Raw genomic sequence first — 21,794 nt, forward strand, 5'->3', positions numbered from 1 at the left:
TCCTCTTCAAGCGCAGCTAGTGCACTCCACTTCGAGGGTTGTTGACTCCAGTCGACCCGGTTTGACGCCTGTCTGTTCCCACGGGTGTTCCCACGCCGAACTTGAGCGCGGTGGCGCATGTCGCGCGCTGAGCGACCTGCACGGCCGCTACGTCATCGCTTCTGTTCCGGATCCGAGCTCTTGGTGACAGCGCTCTCGATGGGGGTGCGTGCGGTTGCTACCACTGGGATCCGGCGGATCGCACGGTCGGTCGCAGGGATCAATAGTGCAGCTTCACGTCGGCCCAGGCCGCAGTTTCAACGTTGGTGCCACTGCCGACCTTGAGCGTGATTCGGCTGGCGTCCAATTTGATGTCGAAGCTGATCTTTGCCGGGTACTCCACCTTCTTCGGTCCGAAGACCAGTCGGTCGTTGGCATAGATCGAGGCATATACAACGCCATCGATCAAATCGTCGTGCCGAGTGTCGTCAGTCAGGCCGAAAACACCCGTCATGCGGGTATACGCGCGATCAATCTTGATCTCATCCACGTACGTGCACACAGAACAATTGCTGAAGGTGTATGAATAGGCGCTCGGATAATTCTGGCCATCTATTGTCACCGCGCCAGCGTGGCCTCCGAAGGACCGCTTCACGTAGTTTTCGCGCGGGATGTCGGCGAGCAGTAGAGGGTTGGGTTTCGGCTCAGGTCCTGGCGTGTCGGGTCCAGGCGTATCCGGGCTTTCCGTCCCAGTCGTGACTGTCGCGGTCGTGGTGACCGTCTCGGTGACGGTTGTGGTTTCACGAGACGTCACGGCAGTCGGTGTCGGTGGCAGGACGCCGCCGAGGGTGCCGCCATTTCGAGATTCGATAGCGACGGCTATGAGTGCGAAGGCGCCAGCGACGAACGCGGACACCAGCGCGACGAAGAGCGGGTGGCGCAGAAAGTCACCGAGCCGCGACTTGTTTTGAGGTGAGTTCATAGCTCCTGTGCAGTCCTGTGTCATCTTGGGCAGATCCGCGAGGCGAGGGTCGCTCAACGAGTACGGCCGAGTTCTCGCCCGCGGTCCGCCTAGTGTTGATTTTGGTCCTCCCACCTCCGGTTGGACGGGATGAGGCGACTTGTGATTAACGGCGGCTAGGTCAAATAGATCGAACAGCCCTACTTCCCAACGACAAGCACGCCGAGCACGCCGGCCAATAGTCCGATCACAAGGCCAGCGCCGACGCCGTTGGTTATGTCCAGCTTGCCAATCGTCACATAACGGCGCCAACTGAATGGTCGCGGCGAGGTTAGACGGCGGAGGAATCGCCGCTTGCTAAGACCACCGAACCCTCCTGGATCGGCGAGAATGAATGCAAAGATGCCCGCGAAGGCCACTGCAATTGTTATAAGTAGGTACCACCACGGGCCATAAAAGTCCGAGCCCGGAGGATCCGTCGGGTTAGCTGCTGGGACGTCGCGGCTCCACGCTCCGAACATTAAGAGCGACACGAGCATCACCGACCAGGGCCACGTAAGCCTGAAGCGCCGGCGACGCCGACCTCTCTGTAACGTCCTACTGAACTCAAATGCCGCGTCGTGAGCCGCGCCAGAAGTGGTCCAACGCCACCGGCGCTGGACAGGCGGTAGATCTAGCCAAAGATTGGACCTATCGCCATACGTCGCCTGGATAGTGGATAGCCGCACGTCGGCCAACATGACTGCGAACTCGTCGGCGCTGCACGTCCCGTTCCATGTCCGCCGTACCACCCTGTGATCCTCCAGCGTGGCGATGAAAGCCATCGTCGCGTCGTCGGTCGCGAGACTCGCGAGCGCGCTCACAAAGGTGCCAAAGTCAGCGCCGGCCGCCGGCAGCTTGATGTCGTACCGATTGCTGTTCAGATCCCATTGGAGCGGCGTAGGAGCCGCGAACCGGCCATCGATCTGCATGTCACTCACTGTGGTCTCCCCCCACCATGACAGGCGACCAGTTTCCACCCAGAGTGACAGTGCGTCTATAAGTAGCCCCGCACTGATTCAGACACCTGCCGCGACGCTCCTCGGGCGGCGCCCAAACTGAAAGACACGCGACGTGCCGGTGCTAGATGATGGGACCGCGGGCAGCAACGGCCTCCGCGACTGCCGCCTCGCTGCCGCCATCCGGTCCTTTGCTGGCACGCAGACGTCCTGAACTCGCTCGATGTCTGGGCGCTACCGCGGATGTGTAATCTGGTCAGCCGTCGCTCGGAGCCGTGTGATGACGAACCTTCGGATTGGAAGGCCGCGCGGTGCCGTAGACACTGCTCTCTTCAGGCATCTTCGGTATCGAACTCAGCCGCTGTGGGTGTCTTGAGGACCTTCGTTTGACTCTAGTTCGCGTCATGAACCGTGTCACGCCGGGGTTGGCAGTCAGCGGCGCCCGGCGGGTTACGCTACGGATCACCCTCGCCAATCCACCTCGGCCAGAACCTGTGTTTGACCGATTCCGGCTGAACAAGGCGGGGTCCCTCGCGCACAGCCTCCGCTATGGACCGGAGTACCCACCAATCCTCGCGTACAAGGAGTTGCTGCCATGGCCCAGCGCATTGAGGTCTTTCTGACCGATGACACCACCGGGAGCGACATCCCAGCTGGAAAAGGCGAAACAGTATCGTTCGCACTGGATGGCCAGGGTTTCGAGATCGACCTGGCGGCCAAGAACGCAGCGGCGCTGCGTAGGGCGCTCGTGCCATACGTTGACGCCGCGCGAGTGGTGACGACTGCTCGTGGTGCGAAGGTGAAGCGTACTAAGGTCGGATCGGACGCCAGGACGGTCAAGGAATGGGCGCGGGCCAACGGGTACGAGGTCAACGACCGTGGCCGGATCCCGGATGACGTTCGCGCGGCGTTCGAGGCAGCGAACTGAGTTCTCACCGTGACCGGTGCAGGATCTCAGTTCGAGGAGATCCTTCTCGGCACCAATCCTTCGCCGACCTCCAAGCATGGCTCCGCGCCCTTGCGGAAAGCAGCCGGAGCGAGCGTCGGGCTGGAGGTCGTGATTGGGACCCGCGATGTGCGCGGCGGTACATGGTCAGTAGGCCGCCTGGTGACACGGCGGCAGCTACCTCGTTGTCCGGCGGTTCGATTCTGAACCGCCGGCGACAACCTACTCGCGCCAGGCCAGGGGAGACGTCGTCAACTCTGCGTCGGCGACCCGGATCGCAAAGTCGGTCTTGAGAGCAGCCCGGGACGAATCGATCCAGTCCTGGATTCGCTTGGTGGGCCGAACCTCGGCCAACGAGAACGGCCAACTAGATCAGTTCGGAAGAGACGGCCATCGCACAGTGACCACAACGGAGTCTGTCTGGGCCTGCCAGAAGTGGTCGATACCAGGTCCCCAGACAACGTAATCCCCAGGTTGATCCAGGGTGATCGTCTCTTCTGTCAGGTCGAGTCGGAAGCTACCGCTGATGAGCATCAGCAGGGTGGTCCGTTGATCGCCGGCCGTCCATTCGGGCCGCTGCTGTCCGGCGGGGTGGGTGCCCCACTTGACCTCAACGTCCTTCGTCGACCTAACGTCATCAGCGGGCTCTATGAAGTGCCCGAGAATCCATCCGCGCCTTTCTTCACTTTCCATATTCGCATTCCCGTGGTGCCAGTTCTTCTCGCTCATGCCGGGGTCTCTCGATCGATTTTAGGTAGGTCCACTCTATCGCCGCCGATTTCACGCAAGCGTCGAAGACCTTGGAGTAGGGCAAAGAGCCCCTCGTTGCTCCATGACTGGTCTCTGATCAGATCTCCCAATAGGTCACGGCTCATGCTTGAGTATTGCCGAACGCCGCTCGATTCCCAGTTTGCTTGAACCTGGCCACCGAACTGAACCCAAAAATCGGGATCGTCGATGACGATCAGATTCGCGAATTCGAAATTGCCGCTGACGAGATTAATGCCGAAGCCTGTGCACTCGAAACGCAGGCGCTCGCCTTGACTATCGTCGAGAAGCCATCGCATCGGCGCCGATAGCCTTGTTGGATGCATGGGGTCGGCGTGCCGCTGGTTGCTGTTTGTACTGTCCACGTCCTCGCGACCGAACAGTTCCTCTTCCATCTCGCGCAGCAGGGTGGCGCGCAACTGCGCATCGTCCTGGAAGTTGACCAGCGGTTGGTGAAAGCCTTTCGGGATTACAGCTAGACGACCTGCAGCATTCAGAACATGGCCTGAACGTTCCTGTATCAGCAGAAGATAGTCCGCCTCGCCCTGACGCGAACGACTCGCTGGCCTGGCTATCGCACATAAGGCCAGCGTGCCGCCAGCGCATAGCCTCCCTGGAAAGTCGAGTACAGCAGCGAGGTCTGGGAGGTATTGATCTCGCAGCGGGAGAGCGCCTGGCGTCGTCGGCTGCCCGGCAGCGATTGTGTCGAGTAGTTCGCCTTCGAGCATGTCCATGGTAAGCGCGTAGTCCATGAAGGTCGTCAGGCCGACGGTTCCATTGATTCGGCCGGATTCGAGGTCAAGACTCAACAGCCGATACAGCGGTGAATCTACGACCCGCCGGCCCGATGACACGATCTCGACAAGGTGATGCCGAACGCGCTCGGCCGGCGCGGCTTCCATAATTGTCGGTCGGGCATCGGTTGCGGAATTCGCTAGAGTGAGCCGATCTGAAGCCGTATCTAACTCGATGCTGAGATCCAGCCAGTCCGATCGAGACAGGATGCTGACAAGTGCTACGTCCCCCTCGGAGCGCGCGCGATATAGCGAGTGCTCACCGAGCCCGGCGGCGTAGTAGATGCCGAGGGCATCTGCGACTTCGTGCTGACTAATTCGGGCCCGCCGACGTGCCTGCTCCTTCATCCGACCGTGGTCGAAGGCGGCCAGATCTACCTCAACTAACTGCCGTGCTGCGATCTCCGGATATCCCTGCTGGCGATCCAGCCACTCAAGCGCAATGGCAATTTCGTTGTCCGTGTCGAGTCTCTGCATTGCTTCACTGACCGCCCGCGCTACTGACGGAAGACGGTTTGGAGAGCGCTCGCACCCTTCATCGTTCAGCGCTGAGAATCGTTGCTGGACCGGTTCCGATGCCCGATGTAGGGCCGCGTCGAGCGTCTCCTGCATCGCTGGTGACAGCACGATGTCCGGCTTTGCTTCCCAATTGGCCACCGTGCGGACACTAGCGCCGAGGTGCTGGGCGAATGCCTCGATGGTCATACGGCAGGCTCTCCGCAGCGCGGAGGTCTTCTGACCTGTCCACGTCTCAACCACTGGCACGGGGCGGTTCGCTCCTAGTTCGTCGCCGGTCGATGCATGTTCGTTGCATCCTCGCTGCTACGTGGATGCATGTCGCGGTTCGCAACTCCAGTATTCACTAGTTCGTATGGAACCAAGAGGTAGCAGCAGCTCGCCGAGTCACTCCGTTAGCGGTTGTGGCGCGACGATGCCGAGCTGCCGCTCGACCACACCAAGCCGCTCCTGCAGCTGTTCAACGGTTGTGCGCAACACCGAAAGATCGTCGGCCGGCTGCTGGTCGTCGGGCGAAGCGACGAAGACGCCTCGCCCCTGCTGGGCGTACACGCGGCCTTCGTCCCGCAGGTGGTCGATGGCCTTCTGCAAAGTCATGAGCGAGACGCCCCACTGCTTCGCGAGTTCTCGACCCGACGGCAGCTTGGCCCCGACGGCCAGCTCGCCAGAGTCGATCGCCTCGCGAACGCCGTCCGCGATCTGCACGTACGACGGACGAGGGTCGTTGGTGTCTACCGGCATCCCACAAGAGTAGTCGACCTAGATAACTAGATCAGTTCCGCGACCGGCACCCTTGTAGACTTATGTGACCCAGGTTAACCTAGGTCAACCTAGATAACCCAGTTAAGGAGTGCACATGAACGAAGCGAACGAGGTCAGTTCTCCGATCCCGCCGAAGGCGTGGCTCGACGTCGCCGAGGCCGCCGCCGATCTCGGCGTCTCGAGGATGTCGCTGTACCGCTTGATCGCGGCCAACAAGTTCCCGGCCGTTCGGATCGGGACGCGAATCCGCATCCCGTCGGAGGCGTTGACGGCCTTGTCGGCCGCCGCGATGCAGGCCGGCGCCGTGATCGACACGGCCGATTGGCGAGAGGTGCTGATGACCGGATGACCAGCGCACCGCACATCAAGAGCGTGGACCGGCCCCGAACGGGCGCCAACCAGACCGGGGCCGGTTCTCCCAGCACTCAGGTACGAGTTCGAGAGGTCTACAGCATGACTGAGGCAGTACAGGACGGCATGGAGTGGGTGCCGCGGTTCGGGATGTTGGAGGTTCCGCGCGGTCGCGCCGAGCTGATCCGGGGGCTGTTCGAGCTGGCCGCGTTCGTCGCGGATCACCCCGAGTTGCCGCTGCCGAAGGTGCAGGCGGACATCTGGCCGCGCGGCGACGACTACGTGGCCGAGGTTGACCAGGTCAACGACGTGGCGGCCGCGTTGGGTGTGACGGCCGGGTTCGCCTCCGGCGGTGCGCACTACCGCGCAGCGCGTCGTTTCGGCGCGGTCGAGGTTCAGTCGGTGGCGATCACACGGGAGTCGATGGAGGCCCTCAGAGCGCACATGTCCTACCGGGACAACGTTCAGCCCGCCGAGGCGACGGAGCAGTCCGGTGGTGGTTCGCGATGAGCGAGGGTCTGGACTTCGCGAAGTGGATGTACGACTCAGCCGCGAACGCGATCGAGCGAGCCGACGACAAGGCGGGCTTCGCGGTGACGGTCGAGACCGCGCTGACCGCGGTGGTGCTGGCGCTGGTGTCGGAGTCGGGTAGCTCGCCGTTGGCCGCGCGTGTGCTGCTGGGGCTGTCCCTCGTGGCGCTGGCGGTCTCGATCGTCGCCGCCATGCTCGTCGTCGTACCGCGCCTGCACACGCCGGGCAAGGACCTGGTGCCGGGGGAGTTCTTGTACTTCGGCGCCGTCCGGTTGCGCTCGATCGAGCAGCTGCGTCGCCACGTGGCCCACTGGGGTTGGCGGGTAGAGGATCGCCAAGTTGCGGAGCCGTGGGCGGCAGTGAGCCACCAGGCGAAGGTGCTGGCTGAGATCGCGTGGGTCAAGCACCGCATGTTCCAGGTCTCGGTCCTGGCGTTCTCGGTGGGCGGGTTCCTCGCAGCAGCCGGGTGGCTGCTGGGTGGTGGTCGCTGATGACTGACGACCGCAGTAGCAAGCATGCCGCGCGCCGCTTGGCGCAGGTCGAGGGCAGCTCCTACACCGCGGCGCAGCGACGGCTGATCGATGCCGGTTATTGGGGCCGGGGGCAACGGTTCTTTGACGACCTGCTGAACGCCCACGTACCGGGACGGCCGTTGCCGTCGCTGGACCAGCTGGCCGACAACGACGAGAAGGGAGAGCTGTGATGGAGCGTCGACCGAACGCACGAGACGGTGTCGTACTGCCGAAGCTGGGCCTGTCGATGGCCGCTGTGCTGGCCGGCGGGATCGCGCTCATCGCGCTCGCCCCGGGCACACGGGCTGTTGAGGTCGGCACCTGGATGGCGGTCGGCGGCGCGCTCGGTGTGCTGTCGGTGGCCCTGATATTCTGGCAGGTCGGCCGCGGCCTGATCGCCGCTACGCCGCTGTGGCTCGGCTTCGCCGGTCTCCTGACCATCCGGGCGGGCGCGCCCGGAGGCATCGGTACCTGGCTTGTTGCGGCCGGGGTGCTGGTGCTGGTCTCAGCGGCCCTGGTCAAGGTCAACCAGCCGATCGGCGCCGGGATCTCCGCCGGCGCCTGGCTGGTCTACGCCGGGCTGGCGCTGCGGGCTCTGCCAGTCGGCCCGGAAGTCCACCGCTGGTGGCTCGCCGCAGTCGCGGTCGGCGGTGTGGTGTCGCTGGGCACGGTGGCGCGAGTGCTGTTCTCGCGGTCCAGCTCGCGTGGTCTGCTGCGCCGCCTCGGTCGCGCCGGGCGTGAGACCGATGGTCTCGCCTCGAGTGTGGACGTGTTGCGTACCGCGTCGGCGCGGGGTCTGCGCAAGCAAATGGCGGTCCTGCGGCCGTCGCTGGCCGGGCTGTCGCGCTGGCAGCGGCGCCTCGTCCGCACCGCCGAGCTGGGAGTGAAGATCGCTCGCGTCGGACTGGTGTGGCTGTGGTCGTCGATCCAGCACCACACGATCACGTTCGGCGGTCCCCGGCAGGGCAAGACGCAGCTGCTGATGAACTGGATCCTGGACGCGGTTGGCGCGGTGATCACGACCTCGACCAAGCAGGACGTGCTGCGCGACACCGCGACCGCCCGCGCCGCGACGGGGCCTGTGTGGGTGTTCGACCCCAGCGGCGTCATCACCGCCGGGTCCGAGGTCGACGAGCTGGTCGAGTCCCTCGGCGGCACATGGGTCCGGTTCGATCCGCTGCAGGGCTGCGAGCTCGCCGCGAACGCGATGGACCGCGCCGCCGACCTGATCGACGGCATCGGCAGGAACAAGAGCGACGGCCAGGGCGAGCGCTGGGACGGCTTCGCCAAGCAGACCCTGCAGGCCCTGCTGCACGCCGCCGCGCTGGGCGGCTACTCGATGTACGACGTGCAGCAGTGGGTCGCCCACCCGTCCAAGGAAGCGGCCAGCACGGTCCTGTACCAGCTGGAGGCCGCCGGGACGACGGCCGCCGGCATGATGCAGGAGGCCAAGCAGTTCTTCACCAACAACCCCAACACACAGTCCAGCATCAGCACGACGATCATGCCCGCGCTGGGCTGGCTGTCGGTCCCGAGCGCGGCGAAGTCGGCGGCGCCCGGCGGTCAGCAGTTCGACGTCCAGGAGCTGCTCGCCACCAACGGCACGGTCTACCTGATCGGTGCCGAGGACAAGAAGACCTCGCCGCTGGTCACCGCGCTCACGGCGAACATCGCCCGACAGGCCAAGGCGATCGCCGCCCGGTCGCCGCGCGAGCGGCTCGACCCGGCGCTGACGATGGTGCTCGACGAGGCCGCGCTGATCTGCCTGATCCCGCTCGACCAGTGGTCGGGTGACTTCGGGTCGCGCGGGATCACCATGCACATCGCAGCCCAGTCCCGTGCGCAGATGCGGCAGCGCTTCGGCGACGCCGCGACCGGTGCCCTGCTGACCAACTGCGCGACCAAGATCCTGTTCGGCGGCTCGGCCGACGGCGAGGACCTGCAGTACTGGTCGACCGTCGCCGGCGAGCGCGAAGAGCCCGCCGTCACCAAGGACCGCGCGACCGGAGCCCAGTCGGTGAGCACCCGCAAGTCGACAGTGCTCACCCCGGCCCAGGTCGGACAGCTGCGCACCGGGCAGGTGCTGATCATCACCAACGGCATGCCGCCCGCGATCACCAACGCCCGGATGACCTACAAACGCCGCGACGTACGCCTGGCCAAGTTCCGGCACCGCCCCGCGGTCCGCTGGATCACCACCCGCACGGAGACCGTCTCCGACGCGACCGGTGGCTGGCTGCTCGCCCAGCTCGGCTGGCTGCGTGACCAGGTCATCGCCGCCGACCGCGCCGTGACCACCCGGACCCGGGCCGTCGTACGGAAGGCCACCGCGCCCGCGGTACGTCGTACCGCCAGCGTCCTGGCCTGGCTGGAGACCAACGACCCGGCCCGCGAGTTCATCGCCCGCGTCCGGCTCAACGGCGCGATGCGCAAGGCCCGATACGCCCTCGCTGCCCGGACGGCGACCACGACCCAGCCGCGCGCGATCACCGCCGCCAAGACCGACAGCGAAGGAGAGCAGCGATGAGCGCCACGAATCCCGCCGTGTCGCCCGGCGACGAGCTGCGCGCCCACTGGGCGGTTCTTGAGCTGGCCGAGCTCGGCATCGATGCCGTAGCGGCGCACGACGAGCACGGCCGACCGACCGGCTTGGTCGCCCTCGACGGCCACGGCCTGGCCGGCCTTCTCGAGGAACTCGGCCACGGCCAGGAGGAGGACCGATGCGTGAACGCATGACCGCCGCCGTCGCGTTTCCACATGCGGGGCGGATCGTCACGATCTGCGGATCGACGCGGTTTCGCGACGACATGGCGCTGGTTAATCGTGAGCTGACGCTGGCCGGGTACATCGTGCTCGCGCCGGGCGTCTTCATCCACGACGGTGACCCGGTCGACGATGATGCCAAGGCGAACCTCGACCGGTTGCACCTGGCCAAGATCGACCTGGCTACCTGGATCTACGTCGTCAACCCCGGCGGCTACATCGGCGAATCGACTCAGCGCGAGATCGACTACGCCACCAGCAGCGGCAAGGCCGTCTGGTTCCTCACCGAGGGAGCACGGTCGTGACCGGGCGCGCCGAGTGGGTCGAGCTGTGGGACGGCCGCAGCTGGCCCGGCATCGTCCGCGACGGGTTGCCGGAGTTCCGACGCCGCCAGGCCCCCACCGGGTTGGCGACTCGTCGGCAATTGCGCGATCAGGGCCTGCGCCCGGGCGGCCAGGAGCCGTTCGCGCGGCTCACGTGGAACCGCAGTGACAAGTTCGCCTGGCTGTACGTCGAGGCCAAGGCGAAGCCGAAGCGGACCGCGACCGAGGCGCAGTTGGCCGCGATCGAGAAGGCGCTCGCGGCGCGGAAGGTCTGCGCCGAGTGCGGCCCGGTCGACCACTTCGTCCGCACTACCGACCGCTTGTGCGGTGACTGCCACGCCGACGGCGTTGAGCCCCGCCCCGACCAGGGCGCTACCTGGCGGACCCTGCACGACTGGATGGCCGAGGCCAGGGACAGCCCCGGCGACGCCCCGGCGGCCGAGGCATCGGCCGCCGTCGACCAGGCCGCCAACGCAGTCGAGCAAGCCGCCTGCGAGCGCCGCGCCCGAGACGACGCTGCACGCGACGAGCAGCTCGCGCGCTGGCACACCGACGACACCGACCGCGCCCAGACGCGCGGTCACCACGACGAGATCCCGGCCGGTGACGAGTCCTGGCCGGGGCTGGAGGTAGGAGCAGCATGAAGCACGACGACCACGAGGATCCCGGCGTCGCCGCGCAGCGCGCCGTCGCGGGTCTGGCTCGTACCGTCGAGGCCTTGAGCCGCGACGTCCAGGCGATGAAAGGCGGTCTGCGGAATGTCGCCAGCGCAGGGGAACTGACCCGGCTGGCGAAGGTCGTGACCGAGCTCGGCGAGGTCCTCACCCAGGCCCCGGCTAAGCGGACCAGCAGCGGCGCCGACACCGACGAGGCCGCACCGGCCGTGCGGTCGTGGCTGGTTCTGGCCGAGGACGAGGCCGCCGTGCAGACGGTGCTGTCCGAGTTGCTGCCGTGGCTGCAGACGGTCTACCTGCGCTACAAGGACGGCCGCGAGTCGTTGCCGGTGTGCTGGCTGTGGCACCCCGAGATCGTCGAAGAACTGCTGTGGCTGATGGACGCCTGGACCGCCGCGTTCCACGGGCAAGAGGCGTCGCTCAAGCTCGCCGGCGACTGGCACGACCGCCAGCGCCCCGGCGTCGCCAAGCGCGTCACCGGCTACGGCGAAGGCTGCAGCGTCCTGGCCCACCGCGAGCATGCCGGACAGCCCGCCGTCACGGTCCCGCTGATGAACGACGCGGACCCGTTCGTGACCTGGTGGGCCACCGGCCGCGACCAGCACGGCCCCACCCCGACACCTGAGCAGGTCAAGGCCGGGCGCCCCGGCGGTGCCGCCCTGACCGCCGTACCGAACACCGCTGGAGGCCAGCGATGAACACCAACCTGATCCTTGCCCTCAGCAACCCCTTCGGCGATCACGCCCTGCCGGGCCTCGCGCGGGTTGCCGAAATCGCTGCGATCGCGGCTGCTGCCGCCGTCACGATCGGCTTGGTCGCGTGGCTGGTGCTGCGGGCGGTGCGTGCCGCCGACCGGGTGGCCAGCCGCCCGGGTGCGGGGCGGCGGGTGCTGATCGTGGTAGCGGTCGTTGCCGCGTTCGGGGTCGCCGCGATCGGCGGTGCCCGGTCGTTCAGCGCGGTCTCGGAGAAGTTCAACAGCCCGCTCGTGCCGCTGGTTGCCGACGGCATGATCATCGCCTGTACAGCGCTGCGGCTCGCGGCGCTGACGCGGGGTTGGCGGATCCCGGGCGCGCTGGTGACCACGTACGTGTTCATCGGCGGCACCGTGTGGCTCAATGTCGACACCGCTACCGGGATTGCCGACGCGGTGGCGCACGCGCTCGCGCCGATTGCCTACGCCGTCCTGGTCGAGATGCTCGCTCACCTGCTGCGCCTGCAGATGAAGCTCGCGCAGCCCGCCCGCGCGAAACTGTCCGCGCTGACGTGGTTCACCTCCCCGGTCATCACCACCAGGGTCTGGCTGCACCTCGCGCGGACCGGCACCGACGACCCAGTCGCGGCCCGCGCACTGGTTCAGCAGGTCGTGCGGATGTCGTCGCGGCTGAACACCGTCTGCCCGAGCCGCCGCGTCCTGCCGATCGACTCGGCTCGCGCCGCGCGGTCGGCGGCGCTGCAGACGATCCGCGACGGACTGCTGACCGCCGGCCAGCTCGCCGCCTTGCTGCCCACTACCGACCGGATGACCGCGGGCGAACTCCTCGCCGTCGTCGATTCCGCCGCGCTTGGCCTTCCTGTCACAAACGAGCCGACGCAGGCCCGGACCGAGTTCCCGCTGTGGCTGGTGCTGTTCCTGCTTGCCGCGCGCTGCGACCAGGTCGACCCGGCCAGCGCCGACGAGGACGAGTTGGTCGACGGCTCCGAGGACGACGCGGCGGCGGTGCAGTTGATGGTCGGTTTCGTCGTCGGTGCACTGCTCCACCAGGGCGGCGCCCGGATCGTTTCGGAGCAGAGCGCTCCGCTGGCCGCACCGCACCAAGACCGCACCGGTGCAGCCGCACCGCGCTCCACTGCACCCGCTCCGGTGCACCACGTGAACGCGACCGGTGCAGGTGCTCCGGTGCACCAGCCCGCCGCAGCCCGCCGCGGCGGTGCATCGGTGATCAGTGCACCTGTCCTCGAGTCGCCGCGAAGCGGTGCAGGTGTGGGGGCAGAGGCGCGGGTCAAGGGATCCGACGCGGAAGTCCTGGCGTTGCTGGTCGAGGTTTCGCGGCGCGAGCACGGCGGCGAGCCGCTGGGGCAGCGCGAGATCGTCCGCGTCCTGGGCTGTGGGTTCCCGAAGGCCCGGCGGCTCGCCGAGCTTCTCGGCTGGGTCGAGCCCAAGGACAGCACCGACAACGCGACCCCGGCAGACGGCGCAGAAGAAGCGGCCGAAACCGATGCCAACAGCAACAACCAGCAGCACAACACCAGCGACGAAGCACACGAACTCGAAACGAGCAGCACCCGATGAACACCCGAAGCGAACAGGCAAGCCCGATCCACAGGTCAGGCCCATCAGCATCTATCCAGCACCCCTCAGCAGGGGAGCGAAGGAACGAATACGTCGATACACACCTATGCATCACGATCAAATGGAGCCTCGACTCCGCTTGTCGTCGGTCGGCTGACCGGCCCGCCGCCGCAGCTTGCGCCGCCGTCGGCGTGGCCCGGGGCCGGGCAGGTGGTCGCTCGTGCTGACGGTTTCGAGCGGCCACAGCGCCGACTACCTGACCGGCGCGGTCGCGGCCGGCCGGGAGAACTACTACACCGGCGCCACCGCCGCCGGGGAGCCGCCGGGCCGCTGGTCCGGCCGGGGCGCGGAAGCGCTCGGGCTGTCCGGTGAGGTTGGCACCGAGGAGATGACCGCGCTGTACGAGCGGTTCGTCGACCCGCGAGACGAGCGGTTCGGCGACCCGGTGCTGTGGGACGAGGCCGACACCCTCGGCCACACCGGCCGCGCCTACAAGTCGGAGGAGGAGATCTACCAGGCTGCACTGGCCGCCGAGCCCGGTGCGGACGCGGAGCGGCGTGAGGAGCTGCGCGCGGAGGCGGGTCGCAACGTGCGTCGCAACGTCGCGTTCTACGACGCGACGTTTTCGGTGCAGAAGTCGATCACCGTCCTGCACACCTCGTTCGAGGCACAGGAGGTCCGGGCGGTGCGGGCAGCGGAGCAGGCCCGGGCCGCTCTGCCCGGTGCGGTTGCGGAGGCGGAGCGGAGCGGGGACCGCTCCGCGGTGCACCGTTTGCAGGCCACAGTGCAGCGCGCCCAGACCGAAGCGCTCGCTTGGGGGCAGCAGCGCCAGGCCGTCGAGGACGCGATCTGGGCCGGTAACCAGGCCCTGCTCGGCTACCTGTCCGACAAGGCCGGATACACCCGGGTCGGGCACCACGGCGGCGCGGCCGGCCGGTGGGCCGACGCCCACGACTGGACCGTCGCGTCGTTCTTCCAGCACGACTCCCGCAACCACGACCCGCAGCTGCACATCCACAACGCCGTCCTGAACCGGGTCCAGGGACCCGACGGTGAATGGCGCACGATCGACGGCGCCGCGCTGCACCGCTACCGCGGTGCCGCCGGCGCAATCGGCGAGCGGGTGATGGAACAGCACCTGACCCAGGCACTCGGCGTCCGGTTCGCGATGCGACCCGACGGCAAGTCCCGCGAGATCGTCGGCGTCGACCAGAACGTCATGGACCTGTTCAGCTCCCGCCGCCGAGCGATCACCAAGAAGACAGCCCAGCTCGTGGACGAGTTCCGCACCAAGTTCGGCCGCGAGCCGAACGGGCTAGAGCTCGACCGGCTGCAGCGGTCGGCGACATTCGCGACCCGCAAGGCCAAGTCACACGACGGCGAGACCGTCGAGCAGCGCCTGGAGCGGTGGGACCGCGAACTGCGCGCCGAGGTCGCCGGAGGACTGGCCGCAGTCGCTGATAAGGCGCTGCAGCACGCAGAGGCCGACCGCGACGCGCAGCCGCTGACCGAGGCCAAGGTGGTCGACGAGGCGCTGGCCGAGGTCCAAGCGACCAAGGCCGCGTGGACCGCCGCCGACCTGACCCGGGCCATAAGCAACCGCCTGCCCGACGATCTCGGCAACCGCACGCCGGACGAGATCGTCGACCTCCTCGACACGCTGACCGAACGGGCACTCGAGCGCGCCTGGTCGATCGAGGCATCCCGCCCAGGCGACATGAGCCTGCCCGACGAATTGCGTTTGAACGATGGATCGTCGGCGTACCGGGCGCCCGGCGGGGAGCGGTTCATGACCGCCGCCCACCGCAGTGTCGAAGAATCCCTCGCCGTGCTGGGCTACGAGCGCGGCGCGGCAGCCATGAACAGCGTCGACGCGGCCAGCTTCATCAACCAGCTCGCAGCGCGCGGGTTCACCCTCGGCCGCGGGCAAGACCTCGCGCTGCGCGGGATCCTGACCTCCGGCGCGAAGGTCGAGGCACTCATCGGCCCGGCAGGCACCGGCAAATCCCGCGTCGTCGGCGCCCTCGCCAAAGCGTGGGAAGACCCCGCGCTGTGGGATGGCCGCCAGCAGCGCATGGTCGGCCTCGCGGCATCGCAGGCCGCGACCGAGGTCCTGGCCGGCGACGGAGTCACGGCCCGCAACATCACCCGCTGGCTGATGACCCAAGCCAAGATCGCCAACGGTACGGCGAGCCGTGAACAGCTGGCGTGGGCGCTGCGCGACGGCGACCTGGTCGTCGTCGACGAGTCCGCGATGGCCGAGACCGCCGATCTGGCCGCGATCAACCGGCACTGCGAGGCGGCCGGCGCCAAGCTGCTGCTGGTCGGCGACCCGCGACAACTGGCCGCCGTCGGCGCCAGCGGCGGCATGGAACTGGTAACCAAGGCCGCGCTGACCCACGAGCTCGCCGAGACCCACCGCTTCCAGCAGGACTGGGAAGGCCCAGCCTCGCTGCGGCTGCGCGCCAGGGACACCTCGGTACTGGCCGAGTACTACAAGCACGGCCGCATCATCGACGGCGAGCACGCCGAACGTGCCGAACGTCTCGCGGCCGACGCGTGGCTGGCCGACCACCTCAAGGGCCTGAACACCCTGCTCGTCACCGACACCAACGAGCAGGCCGCCAGCGTCGCGGCAGAACTGCGCGCGCGTCTGGTCAAGCTGCGCCGTGTCGACGACCGCACCGTCGTCGAGCTGGGCGCTGACGGTAACCGCGCCGGTCGCGGCGACCTCATCCAGGCCCGACTGAACGACTGGAATCTCAAGGGCCATCTGGACAACACCTGGGCCGTTTTCAACCGCGACGAGTTCCGCGTCGACGCGGTCCTACCCGACGGCTCGATCCGGGCTCTCCCGCTCGACCGCGAGACCCGCGAGCCGATCGCGGACGAGATCGTGACGCTGCCGGCCTCGTACGTCCGCGAGAACGTGACCCTGGCCTACGCCGCGACCGTCCACGCCGCTCAAGGCGCCACCGTCGACACGACGCACGGCGTGGTGTCGGCCCGTACGTCGCTGCGATCGCTGTACGTGCAGCTGACCCGCGGGCGGATCTCCAACACCGTGCACGTCGTCACCAAGGCCGCCCACGCCGACGCCGAGACCGGCGAGGTCGCGCGAGCTACGCACAAGTCCGCGGTCGCCGTTCTGGCGGCGGCCTTCGATGCCGACGCCGCTGCGCCGGAGACGTCGGGTCTGCAGGCCGAGGCCGACGACGCTGGCGAGGCCGCCACGTTCCGTACGGCGTTCGAGCGGCTCACCGATGCCATCACCGTTGCCACCGGCGACCGCACCGCTCAGTGGCTGCGCGACCTCGAAGCTGACGAGGTCCTCACGCCCGACGAGTGCCAGCGGCTGATCGGTGAGGACGGCGCCGCGACCCTGTCGACCTTGCTGCGCCGCGTCGAGCTCGCCGGAGGCGACGCAGAGCAGATCCTGCGCAGCGCTGTCGAAAAGCGGTCCCTGGACGGCGCGCGGCAACTGACCAGCGTCCTGCAAGACCGCATCACCCGTACCGCCGACGTGGATCCGACCACCTCGAGCCATGCCGGTCTGGTCCCCACCGCGGTCGGCGCCCAGTGGAGCGTCTACCTCCACGAACTCGCGGCCGAAGCCGACAAGCGGCGCCACCAGCTCGGCGAGGAAGTCGCCGAGGAACAGCCCCAATGGGCGCTGGAGGCGCTCGGTCCGGTGCCGGCCCAGGGGCTCGACTCCGCGAACGACCGAGCCGACTGGGTCTCGCGCGCGGCTGCTGTGGCCGCTCACCGCGAGATCGCCTCGATCACCGACGCGGCCGAGGCACTCGGCTCCGCTCCCAAGCCCGGCCAGCCCGAGATGTACGCCACCTGGCGGACGGCATGGCGCGCGCTCGGTCGTCCCGAAGCCGACCGGGCCGAGGCCGAGATGACCACCGGTCAGCTCCGCGTCCGGGTCCGCGCCTACGACCGCGAGCAGACCTGGGCACCGCCGTACGTCGCACACGAACTGGCCGGGACCCGCGCCGGCGCGGAAGACCAGCGCCGCGACGCCACCCGGCAACGCGCGGAAGCCATGGCGCTCCACACCGAGGGCGTGGACCGAGTCCATGAGCTACACGCCCGAGCGGCCGAGGCCGACGCGCTCGCCAAGGCACTCGACGCCCGCGCCGCCGAGCTGCAGATCGCCGATGACGCCCGCGCAACCTGGTACGCCCACACCGCCGAAACCCGCGCCGCCGCGCAACGCGCCGCCGACGAACTCGCTGCCCGCGGTGTCGACAACACCGACGACGGACCCACCGTCGACGACTGGGTCGCCGCGAACATCGCCGCCGATCGCGCCGAAGACCCCCACCGTCTCATCACCGACGAACACGACCTCACCGAGCTCGCAACACAGCAAGAACGTGACCGCGCCAGCGCCGTACGCGCCGACGAATTCGTCGAAGCCGAACTCGTCCACGACCAGCTCGACTCTGGCCGCAACGGCACGGACGACATCGCCGCCGAGTCCATTCCCGACGCCGAGATGGTCGAGGAGCGGGACCACGCTGATCAGGCAGCCCCGGCCGAGACCACCAGCGACGACGCGGCAACTAAAGCCGTCGACGAGCAGGCCCCTGCAGACCTGCGCGACGTCGCCGCCGCCGAGGACCACGCCATCGAGGCCGACTCGATGCGGATTCCGACCGCCGACGAGACCGCCGATGCGGTACGGCGTGCGCAGCGGGCGCTGATCGAGCTGCGGCAACGCGAGCGGGCCGACGCCGAACGCGAAGCCACCGAGACCGAGCGGCGCGACGAAGACCTCGCGGCCTGGCACACCGAACGCGAACTCGGCGAAGCCGATGCCACCAGCAACAACAGCCAAGCCGGCGACTCGCTCGGCCTGGACGACTAACCCCACAAGGAGAACGATCATGGCGAAGTTCACAACCTGGCTCGATGGACTGCTCAACTGGATCGCACCGCTGCAATCGCCGGGTGACTACCCGGCCCAGATCCAGCGGGCTCAGGACCGGATGGACACCTTGGACCGGCTGGCCGACACCGAGCCGGACTCGCTGCGCGCAGCGGCGTACCGGTCGGTCTGGCAGACCATGGGAGAGGAACTTGGATTCGTCGTGGCCGACCTCGACCGCGGCAAGCTCAACGACGAAGCGCTGACCACAGCGATCGAACAATGGGAGAACTACGGCCGCGCCTACCTCGCACAGAACGCGATCAGCGCCGACACCGTATTCCCTCAGCCGCAAGGGGCGATCTACGACCCGGCCGGCGACGTAGCGCTGGCCCGCGACGCGATCCGCACCGACCTACGCCAAGCCGAGGCAGACGGCAACCAGCACCGCGCCACGGTCCTGCGCGACTTCGACGCCCAGCTCGACAAGATGGTCGAGCTGTACACGCTGCAAGCCGCTGACCAGCGCGCCGCGGGCCGCGATGAAATCCCGGAGCTGGACCGCGAGGTGTTTCGCCGGGAGCTGGGCGAGCACGCCGCGTACTTCACCGGCAAGGTCCACCCGGGGGCGGAAATCGCGCTGCCGAACGATCTCTTTCCGGAGCTGTCGTCGTACCACCCCGGATTGTGGGAGCGGCACCAGCAGGTGTTCAGCGCGACGATGGGCTGGTCGTCCGAGGTGCGGCACCCGATCTTGGACAGCACCCAGTACCAGCCGCCTACGTCGGCGTCGTCGGCCGTGCGTGACCATGCCGCCGCTGTGCACGCGTGGGCACTGGCCGAAGCCAAGCAGGCCCGCAACGCCGGGCAAACAGCGCGGCAGGATGGACTGCACGACTTCGCCGACGACGTCGTCATGCTCCTCAGCCAGTACGAAGCTCGTGCTACGAGCAGCCCCGGTCAGGGCGGCGAAGACTTCGACCGGTTGGACCGTCACGCGTTCGGCGATGCACTGGAGCACGTCGCCGGACTCGGCAACGAGATCCTCACCGACGAGGATGCGATCGTGCTGCCCGAGCAACTGCGCACCGGGGCGTACAAACTCGCCGACGATGAGTACCCCGAGGAAGTCGAGCCTCGACTGGCCCTGCGCAGCCGCCAGCTGTTCCCCGGCCTGGAACAACCCGTCGACGCAGGCGAGGGAGAAGACGCGCTGCTCGACCACCTGGACAACGCCGAGGACTGGATCAGGCTCCGCCCGCCTAACTTGGGTCACCGGCCGGTGATCATCGGGTTGTCGCAGCAGGCCGACCGGGCGGTTGCCGCCGGCGACTTCGAGCTGGCCGCGCGGTACCGCGACCTCGCCGACCAGGTCGCCGAGAACGCCCAGTTCGACGAATATGCGGCGATCGAAGGCGCCCTGCGCGCCGACGACCGGCGTGCCCACATCGCCGAGCAGCAGACCCAGACCACAGCCCGCCTGCAGGAGCAGATCGCGCGTCACAGCCTGGTCCTGCCCGACAGTGCCACCGACCATGATGACGACGACGGCGTCGCCGAGCGCGACAGCGAGCAGGGCATCGACAACGCCGTCCGGCACGCGTACGACATGATCCTCATCGAGCGAGCCGCCGAGCGACAGTTCGACCTCGGAACCCCCAGCGACCACGACCCCGTCGAACTCGACCAGCTCAAGCTTCGACTCTCCCTCAACAGTCGAATGAGCGGAGTCACGCCCCACACGCCGGAACAGATCGACGCGGCCCTACAGCGACTGACCGCCAGCCAGGTCGGTCCGCGCACCGAACTGCTCGACAACAACCACCACGGCGAGCGCCGCTCTAGCGTGCGGATCACCAACGACGACCAGACCGACGCCCTGGTCGACGAGAGCGCCGACGCCGCCGCAGAGGCCGACGACAGCGACTGGCCGGCCGACCCCGCTTCGTATCTGACGGCCCGGCAGCGCGCGGTAGCTGAGGCCATGGACACCCCTGACCTCGGACACGCCCGGATCGCCGAACGGCTCGCGCAGCTGGCCGGTGAAGCCGCCCACGCCGGGGACGGGGAGCGTGAGGAGCGGCTCGGGATGCTCGCCGACGACGTACGGTTTGCCGCGGTCGACGATGAGTACAACGCGGTCATGCGCGCTGCCTCGAGCAGCGACAGCGTCGCCGAGCTCGCCCAGGCGCGGAGTGACGTCTACGCGTGGGTCAGTCAGCAAGCTGAAGGTCTGCGGGTCGAGTTACCGGCAGATCTCACCGATGATGCTGACGCCACTGACGGCCATTCTTCGACGGATCAGACGTCGGAGCCCGCCGACTCGCGGCATCACGCCGAACAGGACACGGGCCGCATCGATCAGTTGGTCAGTGACGCCGAACGTGCCGAGATGAACGCCGAGCGCCTCGACGATGCCGACGACCCAGCCGGTGCAGCGCGGCTGCGGGCGCAGGCGCGGCAATGGATTCAGGAGGCCGAGGCACTCGCGGCCTCGACAGACCTGGGAAGCATCTACACCGACACCGACACCGAGCTGGAGCGCTCCGGGCAAGCCGCCGGCACAGAGACCAAGGGCACTTCAGATCTGAGTCAGGCGGATGTCGCGAAGTGGCGCGACCGTCTCGCGGCATCGGTCATGGAGGAGACAGCACGCACGGATGAAAGGCTCTGGTCCAGCTCAATGTTCATCAACGTCGCCTCGCCTCCTGTGACGGCTCACGCCCCGGTGGGGGAGACCGGCACGGGCAGCGCCGCCGAGGGACGCATCCTCCAGCCCCGGGTCGACTTCGATAGCTGGCTGGATCAGTCCCAGCAGTACCAGGTTGAGCAGGACGACGACGCGTCCGATGCCGCCCGGCGAGAGCTTGACGCCGACCTCGAGGCCGCCGAGTACAACGACCCTCAGCGACGCCGCGAGGCGCTCGCGCGCGAGGTCGACGACCTGTCGGCCACCGCCGAGAGCGGTGGCGACGTCGACCGTGCGGGACGGCTGCGGATCCTCGCCAGCGACACCCGCCACGTCCCGTACGACTGGGACGGCGAGTCGGCGATCACCTCTGAGCCCTGGCAGGTCGAGGCCAGCGAAGCAGCCGAGGCCGAGGTGTCGGCAGCGCGCGAGGCTACCGCCCGCGAGAGCGCCGACAAGGCCGAGCAGGATGACGACGCCGGCGTCGAGCAGCGCGCCCCGGCCCGCGAAGAAGTCGAGCAGGTCGACGTGGATGACCGCGGCGACGATGCAGCCGAGCAGGTCACGGCGGCCACCGAGACCAGCGCGTGCTCGGTAGCGATCAGCCGTGCGCGGCGCTCGGTCGAGCAGGTGCACGAGCGGATCGAGGTCGACCAGCAGGCGCGTGACGAGCGCGATGACGAACTGGCGCGCTGGCACGCCGACGACCGTGCCGCTTCAGCGGCCGACGAGCAGGCCATTGAAGACACCGGACCGGCGCTCGGCGACGACCAGCAGGTCTGACTTTGGCTGCGCCCCGCCCCTCTCGGGGGCGGGGCGTTCTCGGTCCTACGGCCCGAGCAAGGTCCCGGTGCCTGGCTGGGGCTGGCGGGCGGCTAGCGGATTGGGTCCCTCAGTCCAAGTCGGCCCCGGCAGTTCTCACCTGGAGGACAAACCGCGTCCACCAGCTGACAACGACCGAAACCAACTTGGCCCGAGCCTCTGACCCAACCCGCTAAGCGGCAGTAGCCGGCAGGCCCCCAAGAACGGGGCTGCCGCTACACGAAGCCCACCAGCGA

18 protein-coding genes are annotated in these 21,794 nt (G+C 67.9%); 13 read left to right on the top strand and 5 right to left on the bottom strand.

The genetic code is table 11. The annotated features are described in order from the left end of the window. Window positions 1–259: 259 nt before the first annotated feature. Window positions 260–961 (bottom strand): hypothetical protein, encoded by a 702-nt coding sequence (locus tag ACYVIO_RS19840; RefSeq protein ID WP_460652318.1) that lies wholly within the window; start codon window positions 959–961, stop codon window positions 260–262. Window positions 962–1,140: 179 nt separating this feature from the next. Continuing rightward, window positions 1,141–1,911: a hypothetical protein gene (locus ACYVIO_RS19845; protein ID WP_460652319.1), complete on the bottom strand. Its 771-nt coding sequence runs from the start codon at window positions 1,909–1,911 to the stop codon at window positions 1,141–1,143. Window positions 1,912–2,533: 622 nt separating this feature from the next. Between ACYVIO_RS19845 and ACYVIO_RS19850 the strand changes: the two genes are divergently transcribed. Next, window positions 2,534–2,866, top strand: a complete 333-nt coding sequence (locus ACYVIO_RS19850) for a histone-like nucleoid-structuring protein Lsr2 (protein ID WP_460652320.1) — start codon at window positions 2,534–2,536, stop codon at window positions 2,864–2,866. Window positions 2,867–3,256: 390 nt separating this feature from the next. Here ACYVIO_RS19850 and ACYVIO_RS19855 read toward each other — a convergent pair whose 3' ends face one another. The 3 genes from ACYVIO_RS19855 to ACYVIO_RS19865 all read right to left on the bottom strand — a co-directional run bounded on the left by ACYVIO_RS19855 (window position 3,257) and on the right by ACYVIO_RS19865 (window position 5,703). Beyond that, on the bottom strand, window positions 3,257–3,613 hold the full coding sequence (locus tag ACYVIO_RS19855) for a hypothetical protein (RefSeq protein WP_460652321.1): 357 nt from the start codon (window positions 3,611–3,613) through the stop codon (window positions 3,257–3,259). Beyond that, window positions 3,610–5,151, bottom strand: coding sequence for a hypothetical protein (locus tag ACYVIO_RS19860; protein WP_460652322.1), 1,542 nt, complete (start codon window positions 5,149–5,151; stop codon window positions 3,610–3,612). The genes ACYVIO_RS19855 and ACYVIO_RS19860 overlap by 4 nt, the downstream gene beginning before the upstream one ends. Before the next feature lie 198 nt (window positions 5,152–5,349). Further along, entirely contained in the window at window positions 5,350–5,703 is a 354-nt protein-coding gene (locus ACYVIO_RS19865; protein ID WP_460652323.1) for a GntR family transcriptional regulator, read from the bottom strand. A 115-nt stretch (window positions 5,704–5,818) separates the two neighbouring features. Here ACYVIO_RS19865 and ACYVIO_RS19870 point away from each other — a divergent pair, with 115 nt between their 5' ends. The 12 genes from ACYVIO_RS19870 to ACYVIO_RS19925 all read left to right on the top strand — a co-directional run bounded on the left by ACYVIO_RS19870 (window position 5,819) and on the right by ACYVIO_RS19925 (window position 21,519). Further along, a complete protein-coding gene (locus ACYVIO_RS19870; protein ID WP_460652324.1) occupies window positions 5,819–6,073 on the top strand; it encodes a helix-turn-helix domain-containing protein in 255 nt (84 codons plus the stop codon). Between the two features lie 104 nt (window positions 6,074–6,177). Next, window positions 6,178–6,585, top strand: a complete 408-nt coding sequence (locus tag ACYVIO_RS19875; protein WP_460652325.1) for a hypothetical protein — start codon at window positions 6,178–6,180, stop codon at window positions 6,583–6,585. Continuing rightward, complete coding sequence (locus tag ACYVIO_RS19880) at window positions 6,582–7,097, top strand: Pycsar system effector family protein (RefSeq protein WP_460652326.1); 516 nt, start codon at window positions 6,582–6,584, stop codon at window positions 7,095–7,097. The genes ACYVIO_RS19875 and ACYVIO_RS19880 overlap by 4 nt, the downstream gene beginning before the upstream one ends. Then, entirely contained in the window at window positions 7,097–7,309 is a 213-nt protein-coding gene (locus ACYVIO_RS19885; protein WP_460652327.1) for a hypothetical protein, read from the top strand. The genes ACYVIO_RS19880 and ACYVIO_RS19885 overlap by 1 nt, the downstream gene beginning before the upstream one ends. Next, window positions 7,309–9,645: a type IV secretory system conjugative DNA transfer family protein gene (locus tag ACYVIO_RS19890; RefSeq protein WP_460652328.1), complete on the top strand. Its 2,337-nt coding sequence runs from the start codon at window positions 7,309–7,311 to the stop codon at window positions 9,643–9,645. The genes ACYVIO_RS19885 and ACYVIO_RS19890 overlap by 1 nt, the downstream gene beginning before the upstream one ends. After that, complete coding sequence (locus ACYVIO_RS19895) at window positions 9,642–9,854, top strand: hypothetical protein (protein WP_460652329.1); 213 nt, start codon at window positions 9,642–9,644, stop codon at window positions 9,852–9,854. Before ACYVIO_RS19890 ends, ACYVIO_RS19895 begins: the two co-directional genes overlap by 4 nt. Beyond that, on the top strand, window positions 9,839–10,186 hold the full coding sequence (locus ACYVIO_RS19900; RefSeq protein ID WP_460652330.1) for a hypothetical protein: 348 nt from the start codon (window positions 9,839–9,841) through the stop codon (window positions 10,184–10,186). Before ACYVIO_RS19895 ends, ACYVIO_RS19900 begins: the two co-directional genes overlap by 16 nt. Continuing rightward, window positions 10,183–10,848 carry an RRQRL motif-containing zinc-binding protein gene (locus tag ACYVIO_RS19905; RefSeq protein ID WP_460652331.1) on the top strand — a complete coding sequence of 222 codons (666 nt, stop codon included), beginning with the start codon at window positions 10,183–10,185 and terminating at the stop codon, window positions 10,846–10,848. The genes ACYVIO_RS19900 and ACYVIO_RS19905 overlap by 4 nt, the downstream gene beginning before the upstream one ends. Further along, on the top strand, window positions 10,845–11,576 hold the full coding sequence (locus tag ACYVIO_RS19910; protein WP_460652332.1) for a hypothetical protein: 732 nt from the start codon (window positions 10,845–10,847) through the stop codon (window positions 11,574–11,576). Before ACYVIO_RS19905 ends, ACYVIO_RS19910 begins: the two co-directional genes overlap by 4 nt. Beyond that, complete coding sequence (locus tag ACYVIO_RS19915; protein ID WP_460652333.1) at window positions 11,573–13,168, top strand: DUF2637 domain-containing protein; 1,596 nt, start codon at window positions 11,573–11,575, stop codon at window positions 13,166–13,168. The genes ACYVIO_RS19910 and ACYVIO_RS19915 overlap by 4 nt, the downstream gene beginning before the upstream one ends. Window positions 13,169–13,388: 220 nt before the next feature. Beyond that, complete coding sequence (mobF, locus tag ACYVIO_RS19920) at window positions 13,389–18,047, top strand: MobF family relaxase (protein WP_460652334.1); 4,659 nt, start codon at window positions 13,389–13,391, stop codon at window positions 18,045–18,047. Window positions 18,048–18,270: 223 nt separating this feature from the next. Beyond that, window positions 18,271–21,519, top strand: a complete 3,249-nt coding sequence (locus tag ACYVIO_RS19925) for a hypothetical protein (RefSeq protein ID WP_460652335.1) — start codon at window positions 18,271–18,273, stop codon at window positions 21,517–21,519. Window positions 21,520–21,794: the final 275 nt, after the last annotated feature.

The organism is Kribbella endophytica, from assembly GCF_054781295.1.

Excerpts from the sequence above, each read along its gene's own strand:
- ACYVIO_RS19850 (WP_460652320.1), top strand. The coding sequence starts at position 2,534 with ATGGCCCAGCGCATTGAGGTCTTTCTGACCGATGACACCACCGGGAGC.
- ACYVIO_RS19885 (WP_460652327.1), top strand. The coding sequence starts at position 7,097 with ATGACTGACGACCGCAGTAGCAAGCATGCCGCGCGCCGCTTGGCGCAG.
- ACYVIO_RS19865 (WP_460652323.1), bottom strand. The coding sequence starts at position 5,703 with ATGCCGGTAGACACCAACGACCCTCGTCCGTCGTACGTGCAGATCGCG.
- ACYVIO_RS19895 (WP_460652329.1), top strand. The coding sequence starts at position 9,642 with ATGAGCGCCACGAATCCCGCCGTGTCGCCCGGCGACGAGCTGCGCGCC.
- ACYVIO_RS19840 (WP_460652318.1), bottom strand. The coding sequence starts at position 961 with ATGAACTCACCTCAAAACAAGTCGCGGCTCGGTGACTTTCTGCGCCAC.
- ACYVIO_RS19845 (WP_460652319.1), bottom strand. The coding sequence starts at position 1,911 with ATGCAGATCGATGGCCGGTTCGCGGCTCCTACGCCGCTCCAATGGGAT.
- ACYVIO_RS19910 (WP_460652332.1), top strand. The coding sequence starts at position 10,845 with ATGAAGCACGACGACCACGAGGATCCCGGCGTCGCCGCGCAGCGCGCC.
- ACYVIO_RS19890 (WP_460652328.1), top strand. The coding sequence starts at position 7,309 with ATGGAGCGTCGACCGAACGCACGAGACGGTGTCGTACTGCCGAAGCTG.
- ACYVIO_RS19870 (WP_460652324.1), top strand. The coding sequence starts at position 5,819 with ATGAACGAAGCGAACGAGGTCAGTTCTCCGATCCCGCCGAAGGCGTGG.
- ACYVIO_RS19860 (WP_460652322.1), bottom strand. The coding sequence starts at position 5,151 with ATGACCATCGAGGCATTCGCCCAGCACCTCGGCGCTAGTGTCCGCACG.
- ACYVIO_RS19855 (WP_460652321.1), bottom strand. The coding sequence starts at position 3,613 with ATGAGCGAGAAGAACTGGCACCACGGGAATGCGAATATGGAAAGTGAA.
- ACYVIO_RS19915 (WP_460652333.1), top strand. The coding sequence starts at position 11,573 with ATGAACACCAACCTGATCCTTGCCCTCAGCAACCCCTTCGGCGATCAC.
- ACYVIO_RS19875 (WP_460652325.1), top strand. The coding sequence starts at position 6,178 with ATGACTGAGGCAGTACAGGACGGCATGGAGTGGGTGCCGCGGTTCGGG.
- ACYVIO_RS19880 (WP_460652326.1), top strand. The coding sequence starts at position 6,582 with ATGAGCGAGGGTCTGGACTTCGCGAAGTGGATGTACGACTCAGCCGCG.
- ACYVIO_RS19900 (WP_460652330.1), top strand. The coding sequence starts at position 9,839 with ATGCGTGAACGCATGACCGCCGCCGTCGCGTTTCCACATGCGGGGCGG.